Origin of the sequence: Bacillus sp. AFS073361 (assembly GCF_002567005.1) — a bacterium.
Taxonomy (GTDB): domain Bacteria; phylum Bacillota; class Bacilli; order Bacillales; family Cytobacillaceae; genus Neobacillus.
On record NZ_NUZU01000001.1, the window covers coordinates 144,692 to 162,605 of the forward strand.

At 42.2% G+C, this 17,914-nt stretch carries 18 protein-coding genes; 3 read left to right on the forward strand and 15 right to left on the reverse strand.

Features of this window, described 5'->3' with window-relative positions; all coding sequences use genetic code 11:
* Nucleotides 1-4 precede the first annotated feature (4 nt).
* Complete coding sequence (gatA, locus tag COJ96_RS00605) at nucleotides 5-1,462, reverse strand: Asp-tRNA(Asn)/Glu-tRNA(Gln) amidotransferase subunit GatA (RefSeq protein WP_098571061.1); 1,458 nt, start codon at nucleotides 1,460-1,462, stop codon at nucleotides 5-7.
* 3 nt (nucleotides 1,463-1,465) lie between these two features.
* Nucleotides 1,466-1,765: an Asp-tRNA(Asn)/Glu-tRNA(Gln) amidotransferase subunit GatC gene (gatC, locus tag COJ96_RS00610; RefSeq protein WP_026564693.1), complete on the reverse strand. Its 300-nt coding sequence runs from the start codon at nucleotides 1,763-1,765 to the stop codon at nucleotides 1,466-1,468.
* Nucleotides 1,766-2,000: 235 nt separating this feature from the next.
* On the opposite strand from gatC, the gene COJ96_RS00615 reads away from it, so the two are divergent.
* Nucleotides 2,001-2,657 (forward strand): lysozyme family protein, encoded by a 657-nt coding sequence (locus tag COJ96_RS00615; protein ID WP_098571062.1) that lies wholly within the window; start codon nucleotides 2,001-2,003, stop codon nucleotides 2,655-2,657.
* A gap of 18 nt (nucleotides 2,658-2,675) precedes the next feature.
* Here the strand turns inward: COJ96_RS00615 and COJ96_RS00620 are convergent, their stop codons facing one another.
* Nucleotides 2,676-3,170, reverse strand: coding sequence for a VanZ family protein (locus COJ96_RS00620; protein WP_098571063.1), 495 nt, complete (start codon nucleotides 3,168-3,170; stop codon nucleotides 2,676-2,678).
* A gap of 91 nt (nucleotides 3,171-3,261) precedes the next feature.
* Between COJ96_RS00620 and COJ96_RS00625 the strand changes: the two genes are divergently transcribed.
* Nucleotides 3,262-3,714, forward strand: coding sequence for an OsmC family protein (locus tag COJ96_RS00625; protein ID WP_098571064.1), 453 nt, complete (start codon nucleotides 3,262-3,264; stop codon nucleotides 3,712-3,714).
* A gap of 80 nt (nucleotides 3,715-3,794) precedes the next feature.
* Here COJ96_RS00625 and COJ96_RS00630 read toward each other — a convergent pair whose 3' ends face one another.
* The 10 genes from COJ96_RS00630 to COJ96_RS00670 all read right to left on the reverse strand — a co-directional run bounded on the left by COJ96_RS00630 (nucleotide 3,795) and on the right by COJ96_RS00670 (nucleotide 13,955).
* A complete protein-coding gene (locus tag COJ96_RS00630) occupies nucleotides 3,795-4,232 on the reverse strand; it encodes a YueI family protein (protein ID WP_180229935.1) in 438 nt (145 codons plus the stop codon).
* Nucleotides 4,233-4,264: 32 nt separating this feature from the next.
* A complete protein-coding gene (locus COJ96_RS28165; RefSeq protein ID WP_142332946.1) occupies nucleotides 4,265-4,495 on the reverse strand; it encodes a hypothetical protein in 231 nt (76 codons plus the stop codon).
* Between the two features lie 66 nt (nucleotides 4,496-4,561).
* On the reverse strand, nucleotides 4,562-5,845 hold the full coding sequence (aceA, locus tag COJ96_RS00635) for an isocitrate lyase (protein WP_098571066.1): 1,284 nt from the start codon (nucleotides 5,843-5,845) through the stop codon (nucleotides 4,562-4,564).
* Between the two features lie 42 nt (nucleotides 5,846-5,887).
* Nucleotides 5,888-7,480 carry a malate synthase A gene (gene aceB, locus COJ96_RS00640; protein WP_098571067.1) on the reverse strand — a complete coding sequence of 531 codons (1,593 nt, stop codon included), beginning with the start codon at nucleotides 7,478-7,480 and terminating at the stop codon, nucleotides 5,888-5,890.
* Nucleotides 7,481-7,659: 179 nt separating this feature from the next.
* Entirely contained in the window at nucleotides 7,660-8,301 is a 642-nt protein-coding gene (locus tag COJ96_RS00645; RefSeq protein WP_257148363.1) for a precorrin-2 dehydrogenase/sirohydrochlorin ferrochelatase family protein, read from the reverse strand.
* Nucleotides 8,302-9,750, reverse strand: a complete 1,449-nt coding sequence (gene cobA / locus COJ96_RS00650) for a uroporphyrinogen-III C-methyltransferase (protein ID WP_098571068.1) — start codon at nucleotides 9,748-9,750, stop codon at nucleotides 8,302-8,304. It lies immediately after the preceding gene.
* Between the two features lie 27 nt (nucleotides 9,751-9,777).
* Nucleotides 9,778-10,098 (reverse strand): nitrite reductase small subunit NirD, encoded by a 321-nt coding sequence (gene nirD, locus COJ96_RS00655; protein WP_098571069.1) that lies wholly within the window; start codon nucleotides 10,096-10,098, stop codon nucleotides 9,778-9,780.
* A 6-nt stretch (nucleotides 10,099-10,104) separates the two neighbouring features.
* On the reverse strand, nucleotides 10,105-12,519 hold the full coding sequence (gene nirB / locus COJ96_RS00660; protein ID WP_098571070.1) for a nitrite reductase large subunit NirB: 2,415 nt from the start codon (nucleotides 12,517-12,519) through the stop codon (nucleotides 10,105-10,107).
* Between the two features lie 198 nt (nucleotides 12,520-12,717).
* A complete protein-coding gene (locus COJ96_RS00665) occupies nucleotides 12,718-13,704 on the reverse strand; it encodes a hypothetical protein (RefSeq protein ID WP_142332947.1) in 987 nt (328 codons plus the stop codon).
* Between the two features lie 23 nt (nucleotides 13,705-13,727).
* Nucleotides 13,728-13,955, reverse strand: coding sequence for a hypothetical protein (locus COJ96_RS00670; RefSeq protein WP_098571072.1), 228 nt, complete (start codon nucleotides 13,953-13,955; stop codon nucleotides 13,728-13,730).
* A gap of 143 nt (nucleotides 13,956-14,098) precedes the next feature.
* Here COJ96_RS00670 and COJ96_RS00675 point away from each other — a divergent pair, with 143 nt between their 5' ends.
* On the forward strand, nucleotides 14,099-14,929 hold the full coding sequence (locus COJ96_RS00675) for a hypothetical protein (RefSeq protein ID WP_257148364.1): 831 nt from the start codon (nucleotides 14,099-14,101) through the stop codon (nucleotides 14,927-14,929).
* Nucleotides 14,930-14,974: 45 nt separating this feature from the next.
* Here the strand turns inward: COJ96_RS00675 and pruA are convergent, their stop codons facing one another.
* Nucleotides 14,975-16,522 (reverse strand): L-glutamate gamma-semialdehyde dehydrogenase, encoded by a 1,548-nt coding sequence (pruA, locus tag COJ96_RS00680; RefSeq protein ID WP_098571073.1) that lies wholly within the window; start codon nucleotides 16,520-16,522, stop codon nucleotides 14,975-14,977.
* A gap of 232 nt (nucleotides 16,523-16,754) precedes the next feature.
* Nucleotides 16,755-17,912, reverse strand: coding sequence for a CamS family sex pheromone protein (locus COJ96_RS00685; RefSeq protein ID WP_098571074.1), 1,158 nt, complete (start codon nucleotides 17,910-17,912; stop codon nucleotides 16,755-16,757).
* Nucleotides 17,913-17,914: the final 2 nt, after the last annotated feature.

Below are 17,914 nucleotides of genomic sequence, written 5' to 3' on the forward strand. Positions count from 1 at the left end.
CCCCCTATAATTCCGGCTTTTCTTTATGAAAGTCTGTTGCCTGTTCAAATGCGTGTGCTGTACGATAAATCGTTGTTTCATCAAAATACTTGCCGATGATTTGTAATCCTAACGGTAACCCGCCATCAAAGCCGCATGGAACTGATATTCCCGGTAAGCCTGCAAGATTAAGAGGAATGGTTAAAATATCATTAATGTACATCGTTAATGGGTCTTCAATATTTTCACCAATTTTAAAAGCAGGTGTTGGTGTCGTAGGTCCGACGATCACATCATATTTTGCAAAGATATTTTCAAAGTCTTGCTTGATCAATGTCCGTACCTGCTGTGCTTTTTTGTAATAAGCATCATAGTACCCTGAGCTTAATGCAAATGTACCAAGCATAATCCGGCGTTTTACTTCATCACCAAAACCTTCTGCACGGGATTTTTTATATAAATCGATTAATGTTTCAGCATCCCTTGAGCGGTAGCCGTAACGGACTCCGTCGAAACGAGCAAGGTTGGCTGATGCTTCTGAGGAAGACAGCAAATAGTAAGCAGCCAGTGCATACTTCGAGTGCGGCAAGGAAACCTCTTCCCATGTTGCACCAAGACCCTCGAGTACTTTTAAGGCATTTAAGACGGACTGTTTTACTGATTCGCTGACACCTTCACCAAGATACTCTTTTGGTACAGCAATTTTGAGGCCCTTCACATCACCAGTTAAACCACTCGCAAAGTTTGGTACATCCACATTTGCAGAGGTCGAATCCATCGGATCAAGGCCGGAAATGGCTTGAAGCAGGTAGGCATTGTCCTCCACAGTTCTAGTAATTGGTCCAATTTGATCAAGGGATGAAGCAAAGGCAACGAGACCAAACCGGGAAACACGTCCATAGGTTGGTTTCAATCCTACGACACCACAAAAAGAAGCTGGCTGACGGATCGAACCGCCCGTATCAGAACCAAGCGAAAATAGGACCTCTCCTGCTGCTACAGCTGCCGCTGAACCGCCTGAAGAGCCGCCTGGAACTGTCTCAAGATTCCATGGATTACGTGTCGTTTGGTAATGGGAATTTTCGTTGGAAGACCCCATGGCAAACTCATCCATATTTAACTTCCCAATCGTTACTGTTTCTGCTTGTTGCAGTTTCTGAACAACGGTCGCATCATAAATCGGATCAAAGTTTTCAAGGATTTTACTCGCACAAGTTGTCCGAAGTCCCTTTGTAACTAAGTTATCTTTTAAGCCAATCGGCATCCCAAATAGCAAACCTTTGGCAGCCTCACTATTGATTTTCTCATCTAATGCTTTCGCTGATAGACGTGCCCGCTCTTCATCTAATGTTAAAAACGCCTGAACCTTATCTTCAACTTGTCCAATTCTCTTATAGGATTCATCGACAAGATCGGAAACTTTTAGTTCCTTCTTTGTAAAAAGTTCATGTAGATCTGAAACTTTATAATCAAATAAACTCACCTTTTAATCCTCCTTCCCCATAATCGATGGTACTTTAATTTGTCCGTCCTGATGCAGAGGTGCATTTTTTAGTACCTCTTCACGTGATAATCCAGGTTTGGATTTATCTTCACGCAAGACATTTTTCATATCCAGCACATGGTATGTAGGCTCCACATTTTCCGTGTCCAATTCATTTAACTGCTCAGCAAAGGTAATAATCGCATCCAGTTGCTTCGTAAACATGTCTGTTTCTTCTTCGGTTATGGCCAATCGTGCCAGATTGGCTACATGCTTTACCTGATCCTTTGAAATTCGTGACATAGTATAACCCCCTATCCCTTCAATCTTGTCATATCAATACTAATGATGATACCAAACTTTTCCGCTTCACCGCAATGATTCCTTCATCAGTATGGGCAAGGGAATGAATTTTTGTTCATAATTCTTGAAATTTCAGTCTATTTTTCTCTTAATAATGCAAATTTTTTCTAAAAAGTTTATCACAGACTTTCTTGGCAACTTCCCTTATAATGGTCATGGATGGGAGGGCTTCTGAATGAAAAAACGTAAACGAAAGAAATTCAAAACCTTTTTTGTGCTGTTCATCCTTTTTTGCGCGTTAGCTTGGTTCCAAAATTATTTTCAACAACAAGGCTCCCTTGATATAGTGAATAACGATCCATTTGCTGATGTAAAAAAATATCAACCCCTCATACATGATGAATTAGCGAAATATCATCTCGAAAATCATACAACAGTTGTTGTCGCTCTAATGCAGCAGGAAAGCCGCGGCAAAGGCGGGGACCCTATGCAGGCGTCCGAATCGGCAGGGTTGGCAAGAAATACAATAACAGATCCGCAAAAAAGTATTCAGGTTGGTGTGAAACATTTTCAGCGCGTCCTCAGTTATGGGAATAAGAAAAAAGTAGATTTCCAGGCCATTATCCAGTCCTATAACATGGGAATTGGCTACATTGACTTTGTAGCCCAGCATGGAGGAAAGCATAGTGAGACGTTAGCGAAGGAATTTTCTCTCCAGCAGGTAAAAGAAAAGCCGACCATTTATACATGTGGCGGCAATAAAAATAATTTCCGCTACCCGTACTGTTATGGTGATTTCACCTATAGCACAAAGGTAACCAAAAATATTCAACTGTTAGCAGACAGCATTCCTGTTACGGGTGAAGAAAAAACCACGGGTGAATCGTTTTAAGGATTCATCAGTGGTTTTTTAATTGATATTTTCGGTCATATTCTTCTTTTTAAAGCGGCTGAACAGAAGAACAAGTTTAATTGGAAAAAGCCCTAGGATTCCACCTAGTGTATTTAATATTAAATCGTCTACATCAAAGCTGCCGAATTCAAATATCAGCTGCAGGAATTCAAATGCCAGACTTAAGCCGAAGGTGGCAAGCATGACGGCGCTAAGTTTTTGAAACCTCTTCGCCAGCAATGGTAGGATAAATCCAAACGGCATAAAACCAATGATATTCCCTGCCAGGTTTTCAATCCGAATAATTAAATTGATGTCCGCTAAGAAAAGGTAAAAATTAATCGTTTTAAAAGGGACGAAATTATTCGACCGCCAATGATATTCATCATAAGTAAAGTTGAAATGATTTATAATCTCAGATAACGGTATGTATTTAAACAAAATTAATTTCGAAAGAATCGCTAAATATAAACAAAGAATTAGGAAAAGGGTCATTTTATAAATAATTTTCATTCATCACTGCTCCATTTATTACATATCAAAAATAACCTTACCATATTTTTTATGCGTCGTGGGGTCAAAACTGGAATTGGAGGAATTTAGAATGGCAGAGCATATATTTCACTTAAAGGCGAACTGGCCAGGTTTACGGAACGATGTTGGAGAGATTGAGGCAGGGAATTTGGTCACAAAGATTTCCATACCGCCAGAAATGGATGGACCTGGTATTGGCACAAATCCAGATGAGATGCTGCTGGGGGCTGCCGCGACCTGCTATATTATCACCCTTGCTGCGATGCTGGAACGGAGCAGTTTAATGAAGGAAAGCCTAACAATGGAGTCGGAGGGCATCGTCGATGTTACCAAGGGGGTTTTTACCTACAAAAAGATTATTCATCGTCCGTATCTTGTCCTGAAATCAGGTGCAGCGAAGAAAGATGTCGAGATGGCTGTGAGGCTCGCCAAAAAGGCGGAGACATCCTGCATGATCAGCCGCGCGATTCAGGGGAATGTGGAGATTGAGCTGCAGGCTGCGGTGGATGTGGCAGTTGAGTGAAAAAAGTGAAGTGATAAAAATAGTTTGTTCTCTAGGACGTGGCTTTTGGTCCCCATGACTACCACATGAGGACCATCGTTTCAGCGGTTAAATAATTTTGAAAAGAATCCCTTGCTCTTTTTACCTTCATCCTTGATTATTTTTGGTTCCTTGTTAGTAATATATATATCTTCCTTATCAATCGCGTGGTCCATGGCTAATACTAAGCCGATTTCCGAGTCGTGGTCTTTATTGGTCACCAGAGTATGTTCAACTTTATATTTTGTGGCTAGCTTTACGTATTTCGAAAGGGTTTCATAGCTCATATTTCCATTTAAGAAAAGGCGGGACTGCGGTTTTTCCTTCATCTGCTTCTCAACTTGGGGATATACGTTTGCTTCTGCTACTTGGCTTTTTGTCAGAGCTAAGACAATCCGCTCTCGGAGTGTACCTAAGAATTTCCGCCGCTCATCTGGTTTTGTTTGTAGCGGTCCATAGATTCCCTGCTGTAAAACCTCGTCAACGGTTTGCTTTTTCAAATAAATCAACTCCATATAAATACTATTATTAACTATGATGATACCCCAAAAAACGTTCCATACCAAAAAAGGGGGGTTCGAGGCAGGCAAATTAGTCTATTCGAGAGTAAATTTGGCTTATCCGCCAGTAAATTCAGCCCATCCGCTAGTAAACTTGGCTTATCCGACAGTAAACCCACCCCATCCGCTAGTAAACTTGGCTTATCCGACAGTAAACCCACCCCATCCGCTAGTAACCACTCCTTATCCGACAGTAAGCTCATCCATCACCGCTAAAGTGAACCCAGCAAAAAATCCTTCCCCCCCAAAAAGGAGAGAAGGATCGACTCTTAGTTTTTGCCCGTAAACTGTTCGGCTTCCGTTGAGCCTTTTAATGCGGTTGTTGATGAAGTCCCGCCTGTAATAACCATGGAAACTTGGTCAAAGTATCCTGTACCTACCTCACGTTGGTGACGTGTGGCCGTGTAGCCGTATTTTTCGCTGTCAAATTCAGCTTGCTGCAATTCGGAGTATGCTGCCATGCCGCGCTCTTTATAACCGCGGGCCAACTCAAACATGCCGTGGTTTAGAGCATGGAAGCCGGCAAGAGTAACGAACTGGAACTTGTAGCCCATTTTACCAAGCTCGACTTGGAATTTTGCAATTGTTTCTTGATCGAGTTTCTTTTTCCAGTTGAAGGATGGTGAACAGTTATATGCCAGCAGCTTACCTGGGAACTGTTCATGAATGGCTTCTGCAAATTGTCTTGCTTCCTCAAGATTCGGCTCTGACGTTTCGCACCAAACAAGATCTGCATATGGCGCATAAGCCAGCCCACGGGAGATCGCTTGGTCAATCCCCGCTTTCACGCGGAAGAAACCTTCGCCTGTACGTTCACCCGTAATAAACGGGGCATCATTCATATCAATATCACTGGTGATTAAGTCGGCTGCGTTAGCGTCAGTCCGGGCAACGAGTACGGTTGGAACCCCCATAACATCAGCAGCGAGACGAGCAGCAATCAGGTTGCGAACCGCTGTTTGTGTTGGCAGCAATACCTTCCCGCCTAAGTGACCACATTTTTTCTCAGAAGAAAGCTGGTCTTCAAAATGGACGCCTGATGCACCTGCTTCAATCATGCCTTTCATTAACTCGAAACAGTTTAATTGGCCGCCAAAACCTGCTTCTGCATCAGCGACAATCGGGGCGAACCAATCGACTGAGTGATCGCCTTCTGCATGGTGGATTTGATCTGCACGCTGCAAGGCCTGGTTAATCTTTTTGACCACATTTGGTACACTGTTGGCTGGGTATAAGCTTTGGTCAGGGTACATGTGTCCAGACAGATTGGCATCAGCTGCTACCTGCCAGCCGCTTAAGTAGATGGCTTTTAGCCCAGCTTTTACTTGCTGAACCGCTTGATTACCGGTTAACGCACCTAGCGCATTTACATAGTCTTCCTCATTTAATAGCTTCCAAAGCTTTTCGGACCCTTTTCGAGCCAATGTGTGCTCAATATCAATCGACCCTCTGAGTTTGATAACATCCTCAGCAGTGTAAGGCCTCGTAATCCCTTTCCACCGGCTATCCATTTCCCAGCTTTCTTGTAATTGCGCAGCTCTTGAATTTGTCATTTTCATATTCCCCCTATTAATCTATTAAGTATATTTTTAAAACTAGATAAGCTTATACCCAGACAAAGTTAAAAATTCAGCAAACTCCTCATTCAGAATCAACCGATCAAACAATTCAACAGCTTCGTCGAATCGGCCGCCCTCAAATGCCGGTTCACCCATTTCCTGTTTAATTTTTTCTAATTCCTCCAGTTTATATTTCTCATACATTTCCACTGTGACTTTCCGTCCGTCGTTCAGAATCCCTTTGGGGTGGCGAATCCACTGCCACAGCTGGGCCCTTGAAATCTCAGCGGTTGCGGCATCCTCCATCAAGTTGTGAATCGGGGCTGCACCATTGCCTCTAAGCCACGAAGCTACATATTGAATCCCGACATTGATGTTCAAACGAACTCCCTCTTCTGTAATCGTCCCTCCTGGTGACTCAAGCAAATCTTGAGCGGTCACGGTAATCTTCTGTTGTTTACTCGTATGGATTTGGTTGGCCATCGGCATTTCGCGGTTAAATACCTCCAGAGCAACTGGGACCAGGCCTGGATGCGCAACCCATGTACCATCATGACCGTCACGGGCTTCGCGCTCTTTATCAGCACGAACCTTAGCAAAGGCTTCTTCATTAGCAGCCGGGTTATTGCGAATTGGAATTTGGGCAGCCATCCCGCCAATTGCTGGTGCATTGCGGCGGTGACAGGTTTGAATCGTTAGTAACGAATACGAACGCATAAACGGGACGGTCATCGTTACCTGTGAGCGATCGGGTAAAATAATATCCTTGTGTTGACGCAGTTTTTTCAGGTAACTGAAAATATAATCCCATCTTCCGCAATTCAAGCCTGCGGAGTGGTCTTTTAGCTCAAATAAAATCTCATTCATCTCAAAGGCACCCATGATGGTTTCTAGTAATACTGTCGCTTTAATGGTTCCATTCGGAATCCCCAGTTTCTCTTGTGCAAAAACAAATACATCATTCCAAAGCTTTGCTTCCAAGTGACTTTCCAGCTTTGGCAGGTAAAAATACGGACCTGTTCCCCTCGCAAGCAGTTGGTTCACATTATGGAAAAAGTACATGCCAAAATCAAAGAAACTTCCTGAAATAGGCTTGCTATCTAGCAAAATATGCTTTTCTTCTAAATGAAGGCCGCGTGGTCTCACAAACAGCACGGCTGTCTCGCCCTTTAGTTCATACTTCTTGCCATTGGCATTTTCAAAAGATATCGTCCGATTTACCGCATCTCTTAAGTTGATTTGTCCTTCGACGATGTTTTCCCAGGTTGGTGAAGTGGCGTCCTCGCAATCGGCCATAAATACTTTTGCGCCCGAGTTCAAAGCGTTGATTACCATTTTCCGTTCAGTCGGTCCGGTAATTTCTACCCGGCGATCTTGGAGATCATCAGGCAAAGGAGCAATCGTCCAGTCCCCGTTTCGTATATGCTTTGTCTCCGGGAGGAAATCAGGTAATGTTCCATTATTTATTTCCGCTTGGCGTTTTTGCCTGTACTGTAACAGTTCAACTCTTCGTCCGCCAAACTTTCGCTCCAACTCTTCAATAAAATTTAATGCCTCAGCTGTTAAAATCTCTTCGTACTGGGCTTTCATTGCCCCTACCACTTCAATACCTGTTGTTTGCGTCGACATGAACTACATCACCTCTTTGTTATAATACAGAAACAATCTACGTTTTGTATTATATAACACAACTTTCAAAAATGGAACTACTTTTCTGATAATTTTTATAAAAATAGGTAAAAACTACCTAAGGCTTGTACCAAAAGGATAAAAGCCTAAAAAAAAAAAGAACGTCCGCAGACATTCTTTTAATTGCTATTATGCGTTTCTTTACAACATGCTTCATATAATCGGATAAAATCCTCTTCCCGATGAACACTAGTTAAGAACTCCGGGCTCACTATAGATTTTAAGAGCTCTCTCTTCAAAGATGGATTAGCTACTTCCTTCAAAATCCATTTTCGTTTCGAGGCGAGAAAGTCAAGATAGCCCTCATAGGAAGCATCAAACTGCTGCTCGAGCTGGTCTCGAATTTGGCTCGCCAGGGTTGGACTCGCCCCGCCTGTTGAGATAGCAATGCTCAAAGACCCTCGTTGAACGTGTGCGGGGACATGAAAATTGGAGCCAGCTGGATCATCAGCAATAGTTACCAATTGATGGGTACCTGCTGACTCCTGAATCGACTGATTGATCTCCCGACTATTTGTTGCCGCAAAAATTAGGAAGGCATTGGCAATGTCACTGGCCGAGAAGGTCTTTTGTTTCCATGTGATTCTTCCCTCATGACTAAGCCTTTGGATTTCATCTGTTGCATCCGGGCTGATAACAACCACTTCAGCACCTGTTCCTAGCAGGCCAACCACTTTCCGTTCGGCTACTTTCCCGCCTCCTGCCACCACTACGCTTTTCCCTTCTAATCTTAAGATCACTGGATAGCCTGTTTTCACCATTTACACTTCCCCAACAGGTCGTTCGGCTAAATATTCAACCAAAGCTTCCTTCGTTGCGAATGCCGGCATGCCGTGTGAAGGAAGGCCTGAACTGACAACGGCCTTTTCCGTTTGTCTTCCCATACTGACCACCTGCAGCCCTTTCAATAGTTCAAAGGCATTCAAATCACACTCTCGTAACGCGTTTATAAACAATTCAACCGAGGCACTGCTCGGGAATATCATCGTATTCAACTCTGCTTCATCTAACATTCTTTTAAAAAGAGGCAAAAACTGCTCATCTAGCTCTTTTTTGCTGGTCACCATGACGTCTCTCGCATCCGTCTTTTTTTTCAAAATGCTATCATCTCCGACAATAAGCAATGAGCTGGATTCTTGCATCTCCTCTGCATGGGCGGCTATAAAACCATGCTTCTTAAGTGCATTTTTCGATTTAAGAGAAGCTCCATAGAAGTCCGCACGAATGGTTCGGATATCGACTCCATGATTGACTACCGCAGTAAAAAATTCATCGACACTTTCTGGAGAAGTGAAGAGAATTTTTTCGTAAGAAGCCACCTTGGTTAAATCAACTGGCAGCACGGTTTTTTTCCATTTTGGAAACTCTATGACATCAGCTCCACCATCCATTAATGCTTTTGCTAATTCACTAGAGCCCTCACTTGTACGGGCCAGCAGAATTTGCCTGCCATACAGGGGCAATTTTTCAAACCAACTGATTTTTTCACGGAGGGATATGACTTTACCTACCAGAATAATCGACGGATTACTAAACTTAGCCTCTACGACCTTTTCAGAAATATCAGCCAGCGTCCCTTGCAATGTTTTTTGCCGGCCAAATGTACCCCATTGAATCAAAATAACAGGGGTCGACGATGGTTTCCCGTACGTGATGAGATTTTCGCAAATAAATGGTAAGTTGCCGACGCCCATATAAAATGCGATCGTATCGACACCACGGGCCAGTCCTTCCCAGTCGAGCACTGGTTTTCCCTCTTTCGATTTATCATGGGCAGTGACGACTGCAAATGATTCCGCATATTCACGGTGGGTAACAGGAATGCCTGCATAAAGAGGGGCAGCAATCCCCGATGTAATACCAGGAATGATTTCAAAAGGAATCTCATGTTGGGCCAGGGCTGCTGCTTCTTCGCCCACTCTGCCAAACACACCAGGGTCTCCGCCTTTTAAGCGGACCACCCGATGACCTTCCAGCGCCTTCTCCACCAATAGTTCATTGATATTTCCTTGGCGGATAATATGGCGATTCGGTAATTTTCCGCAGTAAATCAGTTCGCAATCGGCTGGAGCATATTCCAACAATTTTGGATTGGCAAGCCGATCATATAATATGACCTCTGCTTGTTTAATGGCCTCCATGCCTTTTAAAGTGATTAAACGTACGTCCCCTGGCCCTGCTCCTACTAAAAATACTTTTCCTGTCTTCATTCTGCAGCAATCCTTCCCATTTCCTTCTTATCTGACAATAAACACGATATCGTCCTCTAATTCTACCTTAAATGTCCGCACTTGACCTTCATCCGGTGCCTGTACTTTACCATCTTTTAAAGAAATTTTCCAATCATAAACAGGGCAATATACATATTCACCGCTAACAAGACCTTCTGAAAGAACACCGCCTTTCGGATGTGGGCTCCGATTTTCGATCGCATAAACTTCTCCGCTCGTTACTTTAAAAAGCGCGATATCAATATTATCGATCTTAAGCGAATAGCCTGACCGAACCTTAATATTTGAATAGTTTGCTACTGGAATCCGAGTTATTGTTTGAAGCATAATGAATCACTCCCCCACCTTGATTGTATGTTGTGCATAATATTTATCTTGGATTTCCTCACTTTGAATCGCTTCATTCCAAGGCTCAATATATTTTTTCAATGTTTTATCCATGCGCTCGTTTAAAGCCCTTCGCGTTTCTTCGTTAGCGAGCACTTCTCTGACATGTTCTAAACCAACACGTTCTACCCATTTTGACGTACGCTCCAAGTAATTGGCCGTTTCACGGTAATATTGAATATAAGCACCTGTCATTTCCATCACTTCGTCCTGTGTTTTCACCGTACATAACAGGTCACCAGCACGGAGGTCAACCCCGCCGTTACCAGCCACATAAATCTCCCAGCCGCCATCAATGCCGACAAAGCCAATGTCTTTAATGCCTGCTTCGGAACAGTTTCGCGGACAGGCAGATACGCCCATTTTGACTTTATGCGGGGTATCGAGGCGTTCAAATTTCTTTTCTAATTCAATTCCAAGGGCCATGGAATCTTGTGTGCCATAGCGGCAGAATTGCGCGCCGACACAAGTTTTCACCGTACGAAGTGTTTTTCCATAGGCATAACCTGATGGCATGTCCAACTCTTCCCACATGGCTGGCAGGTCTTCTTTTTTCACCCCGAACAAGCCAATTCGCTGCCCGCCTGTCAATTTCACGAGTGGTACTTCATACTTTTCGGCAATCTCAGCAATTTTCTTCAAATCAGCTGCCGTTGTTACCCCGCCATACATCCTTGGGACAACAGAATAAGTTCCATCTTTTTGGATGTTAGCATGCATTTTTTCATTGACGAGACGAGAGTCACGATCATCTTTGTATTCATCCATATGAATCATACCTAAGTAGTAGTTAATGGCAGGACGGCATTTGGTACAGCCTTCCTCATTGTTCCATTCCAGTACGTTCATGACTTCTTTCACACTTGTTAAGCCTTTTTCTTTGATTTCAGCCACTACTTCATCACGACTTAGGGTTGTACAACCGCAAAGGCTAGTCTTCTGTGCAGCTGCCTCATCAAATTGGTCTCCAAGTGTGTGAGCCAGAATACTGCTGACCATTGGTTTACAACGGCCGCAAGAGCGTCCGGCATTCGTACAATGACTCACTTGGTCTAAAGTGGTTAAGCCCTGTGTTTTAATCGCTTCAACAATGGCACCTTTTGTGACTCCATTACAGCCGCAGACTAATTCATCATTCGGCATGGAAGCCACATCGTCACTGCCGCCTTCTGCACTGCATACTGTATGGAAAATTGACACGCCGCTGATATCTTCCTTTTTAGTCAGCATCCGGTATAGTCTAGTACTATCTTTTGTGTCACCATATAGGACGATCCCTACAATCAAGTTGTTTCTAGTAAGCACTCGTTTATAGAGACCTTCGTACTCATTGTAGATCATGATCGATTTGGTTGTACCATCCTCAAAGATTTCTCCAGCAGAGAAAAGATCAACGCCCGCTACCTTTAACTGAGTACCTGTAACAGAGCCTTCATATGGGTTCGTTTCGGCACCACAAATGCGGCTGGCAAGGATTTTTCCTTGTTCATATAAAGGCGCAACCAAACCATAAACAATTTCCCGATGCTCCGCACATTCTCCGACTGCATACACATGTGGGACACTCGTTTCCATAAAGTCATTGACGACAATGCCGCGATTTACATAGATTCCGCTGTTTTTTGCCACTTCCGTATTCGACTTAATTCCAATCGCCATGACAACCAAGTCTGCTTCCACTTGTGAGCCATCCTTAAAGCGGAGGCCAGTAACACGCTCGTCACCGAGAATTTCCACCGTTTCCTTTTCCATTAAGAAATTCATGCCTTGTCCTTCAAGTTCCGCCTTAAGTAGTGAGGATGCAACTGGGTCCAACTGGCGCTCCATTAGATGCGGCATTAGATGAACTACATCAACGGTCATTCCTAAGTTCAGCAAGCCTCTTGCAGCTTCTAGTCCGAGTAGTCCTCCGCCGATGACGACAGCCTTTTTATATTGCTGCGCTGCTTTGATCATCATTTCACAATCATGGATATCACGAAACCCTGTCACACCTTGTTTGTCTGCGCCTGCAATTGGCAGAATAAAAGAATTCGAGCCAGTAGCAATGATCAAATCATCATACTCGACTTTCCGGCCAAGATGACTAATTACTCGTTTTGTGTCCACATCAATGCTAACAATGGATTCGCCAGTGTATAATTGAATATTATTTTCTTTATACCAATCTATTGGATTAATAATGATATCTTCAAAGTTTATATCCCCTTGAAGGATATTTGATAGTTTGATCCGATTATAGTTTGGATACGGCTCTTGGCCAAAAATTGTGATCTCTAAGGGTTCAGCAGATACTTTTAGAATCTCCTCAATTGTTCTAACTCCTGCCATCCCGTTCCCGATCATCACTAGTTTTTTCATTTTTGGATCGCTCCTTATATGTTAAATCTATATTTTTAAATATTATAAGATTTTCTTTATAGTTACATTGTAAAGGCTAGTGTTGATAAAAATTGTGAAGTACGTCACATTCTAACTTTAACTTGTGAATAAATTCACATAACTGTCAAAATCTCGCTGTAAACAAAAAAAAATAGCACACATTGTATGCTATTTTGGTTAAACAACTTTTTTCTCTGTTTTTTGTAAAGGGTATGGTTTAACCCATAAATTTATTGATGGTACCAGTACTCCAATGACAGCGACCGGAACAAGTTCCCATAATTCCAGCGGCGGTGTGATGAGTATTCCTGAGATATGAATCAGATACAGGGCGATAAAGTAAGCGATGCTGCCCACAACCCCGGCTAATCGAGAGTATTTTCTAATTAATAAGAAGCTTAATGGAATGAATAATAGCGTGATTGGAACATAGGAGGTAGGGTAACCAACGGAGTAAAAAATGGCTTTTCCGACAAATCGAAATAAGATATATAGTGCTGTCGCCATAACTGGGATCGTATAATCCCGGCAAAAGCGAATAATTAAAATCGTTAGGAGAGCAACCATTAGGATGGAATAGATCGGATATACCCATTCTGGAATGCCGCCAAAAATCTGGGAGGCCGGGTCTGAGATTAATTCAAGGATTTCTTTTGAAGCAATTGACCTTCCATGAATGTATTGATCATAGGAGATCGCACCATTTTCCTGCTGCATATTCGGAAACATTAAGCATTCAAGGAGATACATCGCAAACCAAGTATGAAGGGACTTCCATGACGGTTGAATTTCTCTCGTATGGATAAAATACCCGCGCCATACGCCGATGATCATCATACTCGTTCCGATATAATAAATAAAATGAGTCGGACTCCAGGTAGTTAAATCAATTCCATACGCAATATGGTACGTAAAATCTAAGGGAATGCCAATTAGAAATAAAACATATCCAATTGTAATAAGATTCCTTGAAAATCGGTCCATAAAGTGTGGACTCCGCCACTCTTGTAATAACAAAAAGGCCCCTAAGATAAATCCAATCGTATTGACAATATGGGGAATAGAGTATTCCTCAAATAAATATCTAAAATGATAGGAAGCATCCCATGCAGATCCTATGAATTTCAATAGAAAGGCAAGTACCCACAAACGGTAATATTTCAATGATAACATCTCCCCTCTTTCCCTCATCCAAGCAGGTCGAATATATCCCCAAAGATGGCAATTAGGATATAATTGATGGCTAAAGCAATTGCAAACGTTATTCCCGAGGCTCGAACAGGCTTCTGTCGAAATAATTTATAAATAAATACAATCCCTGCTGTAACAACAAAAACATTACAGAGTAAAAAGGTCCACAGTAAACTTTCACTGTGTTCGACGGTTGTGACGTGAAATAGATACAATGGAATCAATTCTATAATCCCCCATACTTTACTTCCTTTTGCCTACTCCTATTTTATCATTATTTATATGCTAAGGAACTTACTAATTACATAAAATTCTTGCAATGGTTGAATTAGGTAATGTATTTTATAGAAAGTAAGTTTGTTTATGAATGGAGGAATTCCAACTGAAAAAGTCCATAATCGTTATTTCCCTTTTGTACATGGCACTTTTATCTGCTTGTAATCCGATTAGAGTCCCGAAGTCGTCGGGGATGGACCATGGAATGAGTGCCACTCCAACTGATGTCATTCCCACAAAGTCTGAATGGAAAATCGAGGATCATCCCAACGCAAACAAGGAAATACCCATTTCAGTGTTCATTAAGGATGAATCAAATAAACCAATTCAATCGTTTGATACGGTTCATGAGAAAAAAATGCATCTCTTTATTTTTAGTAAGGATTTAGCTTATTTTTCTCACATCCATCCAAATTATAAGGGGAAAGGCGAATTTGCTTTTACCACAAAGTTCCCTGCCGGCGGAGATTATATGCTTCTGTCTGAATTTACTCCTAAGGGTGGAGGGGACCCTAGCGTAGAAAGTCATTGGGTCGAAATTGAGGGGAAGACCACAAAAGAGCAGCCCCTCGTCCCGGATCAGAAGCTGACCAAAGTCGTCGATGGAAAAAAAGTGGCGCTTTCCTTTGACCATTTGATGGCAGGAATGACGGTTCACATGAATTTTACAATAAGTGACGCTGCCAGCGGCCAACCGATTAAAAACTTACAGCCTTATTTAGGCGCCTTGGGGCATGCCGTTGCCATAAGTGATGATGTGGAAAAATATTTGCACATCCATCCGATGACAACGGAAGGAAACGGTCCAAAGGTCACCTTTATGACCGTGTTTCCTGAAAAGGGGATCTATAAGGTGTGGGGCCAGTTTCAACAGGATGGGAAAGTATTTACCGTTCCGTTTGTGATAGATGTGGCAAAGTAAAAACAAACCCCTTCTCGTTCTCGAGAAGGGGTTTCACTTTTATTATTAATACATTTCAGAAGTTGTTTTTGCCTGCATATGAAGCAATAAGTAGTCAGGACCGCCTGCTTTGGAGTCAGTACCGGACATGTTGAAACCGCCAAATGGCTGATAACCAACAATCGCTCCAGTACAAGAACGGTTGAAGTATAGGTTCCCAACATGGAAGTCTTCACGAGCTTGCTCTAGGTGTTCACGGTTCGTCGTGATTACAGCACCAGTTAAGCCATACTCTGTGTTGTTGGCAATTTCAATAGCATGAGTGAAATCCTTTGCTTTAGTAAAACCAACAACTGGGCCAAAAATTTCTTCCTGCATGATGCGTGCATCTGGAGCAAGATCCGCAATAACGGTTGGTTTGATGAAGTAACCTTTCGAATTATCTCCTTCTCCGCCAGCCATTAACTTACCTTCTTGCTTGCCGATTTCAACGTATTCCATAATTTTTTTGAACGCATTATTATCGTTCACAGGACCCATGAATGTTGCTTGCTCGGTTGGATCTCCAACTGTTAATTGGTTCGTTAATTCAACCACACGGTTCAAGACAGTATCATAAACATCCTCAACGATAACTGCACGTGAACATGCTGAACATTTTTGACCTGAGAAACCAAATGCACCGGCAACGATAGATTGTGCTGCAAGCTCAAGATCTGCTTCACTGTCAACGACGATCGTATCTTTACCGCCCATTTCAGCGATTAAACGCTTCATCCATACTTGACCTGGGTTCACTTTTGAAGAACGTTCGAAAATGCGAAGTCCAACATCACGTGATCCAGTGAAGCTGATAAAGCGAGTATCTTTGTGGTCAACTAAATAATCGCCCACTTCCGCACCACTGCCTGGTACAAAGTTTAAGACGCCCTTAGGAAGACCTGCCTCTTCCATTACTTCCACAAACTTCGCTGCAACCACTGGAGTAGTAGAAGCTGGTTTTAATAGAACTGTGTTCCCAGCTACAATCGCTGCCACTGTCGTACCAGCCATAATCGCTAATGGGAAGTTCCAAGGTGAAATAATAATTCCCACGCCTAGTGGAATATAATTGTAACGGTTAAATTCGTTTGGACGGCTATTTACTGGCACACCATCTTTAATGGCCAGCATTTGGCGTCCATAATATTCAAGGAAGTCAATCGCTTCAGCTGTATCCGCATCTGCTTCTCTCCATGGCTTACCTGCTTCTTTTGTTAAAAGAGCAGAAAACTCATGCTTGCGGCGGCGAATGATCGTTGCTGCTTTAAAAAGCACATCTGCGCGAACTTCTGCTTTTGTTTTTTTCCAAGTTTTAAATGCTTCAACGGCTGCTTGCATCGCTTTTTCAGCTAGATCTTGGCTGGCTTTTGACACGCTGCCAATGATTTCTTGCGTATTGGAAGGGTTATAGGAAACGATTTTATCTTCAGTTTTAATTCTTTCTCCGCCAATAACTAGATCGTAATCCTGACCTAAATAACTTTCAACTGTTTCTAATCCTTTTAGATAGGCCTGGCGGTTTTCCTCAATTGTAAAATCTGTAAAGGGTTCGTGTTTGTAAGGTTGGACCATTTCTTAAACCTCCTATGTATTAAAAACGTTTACAATCCACTTTTCATTCTAACATGTTTCTTTTCTTTGTAGCAATTGATAGTCAATTCTAAAAATAGAAGGCTTTCCTTGCACAAAAGGCAGTGGATTTTCCTCAAATTTTGTTATTTTTCCATGTACATTTAATCAATCGTTTGATTAGTTTCTTTATCCATGCTTGGAAATAAAAAAAGAACCAGCATAATGCCGGATCTTATTGATAAATATGGACAAATGGTTCGGTTTCATTCGCCTTGCGTACAATCAAGGCTTCTGGTCCGTCTACTGATGTAACACTTACCGTAACGGATAAATACTTAGGAAAATGTTCCATGACAAGTCCGGTGACATATTGAGCAAAGCCAATCCCTTCCGTTTTTCCATAGAATTGAATCGGGATATTAATATTCAAATCCTGCAGTTGATCTCCGATATAAAAGGCCCTTCCGATTACGCCATTATAATTAGGAAAGTACTCTTCCACATCCTGCTTAAAGTTTAAAAATGCAGTCAGGTCATCACGGTGTGCATTCTTTGCTTCGTTGGAGGGAAAAAGAAAGTACTTTTCATTTACCTTTTCCCAGCTGTTTAAGGCCGCACTGCCTTCGTCGATAGTGGCATAAGTAATGAAGTTACCAGGAACAACAGATGATTTGCTTGCCTGTTCAAACAGGGCAATCGTAATCGGAACATTCTTTAAGTTTTTCATGTTCCTCATGCGCTTTACTACTTCTGCTGCAATTTTCTTTCCTTCCCTGACGAGTTCTGAATGAGGAATTTTTTGCTCAAAGGTATCCCCGTCTGCTGTTTTTTTATAATAATAAACGGAATTTAAGGCAAGACCAATCGTAACACCACCGAGCGTTACATTCCCTTTATCATTTTTTATTAAATAGTCGTGCTCTAATATATGAGCTAAATAAATCGGCGAGCTCGGTTCACCTTTTTTACCTGTGTCAACAGGGTTTAGGCCGGTATTTTTGGCCTCTTTAATTTTCTTGTCTGTTAACTGTGCTTTTGTATATTTACGGTTTAACCAACGTCGTATTTCATCTTCCTTGATTTCCTGTCCTTCTCGAAATAAATATTTTTCCGTATCAAACGAATTTTGGGCAATTCGCATGAGGCCCATTTCAAACTCGTTTAAGTCATATCTTGTATTTATATTATTTACGACCAATCCGCGCGCTTCCCCTGGTTCAAACGGCAATATTGTCCGATAATAGCTGTCTGAAATATTATATTTTGGAATAATTGCCTTCCCTTCCACTTTCTCCTTTGTTTGCACCGTTTCATTTTGCTTCTCAAAATTTGGTGCACAGGCACTCAGAAAAAAGACAAGGGAGAGAGCGAGCAATGAGAATTTTCTCACGT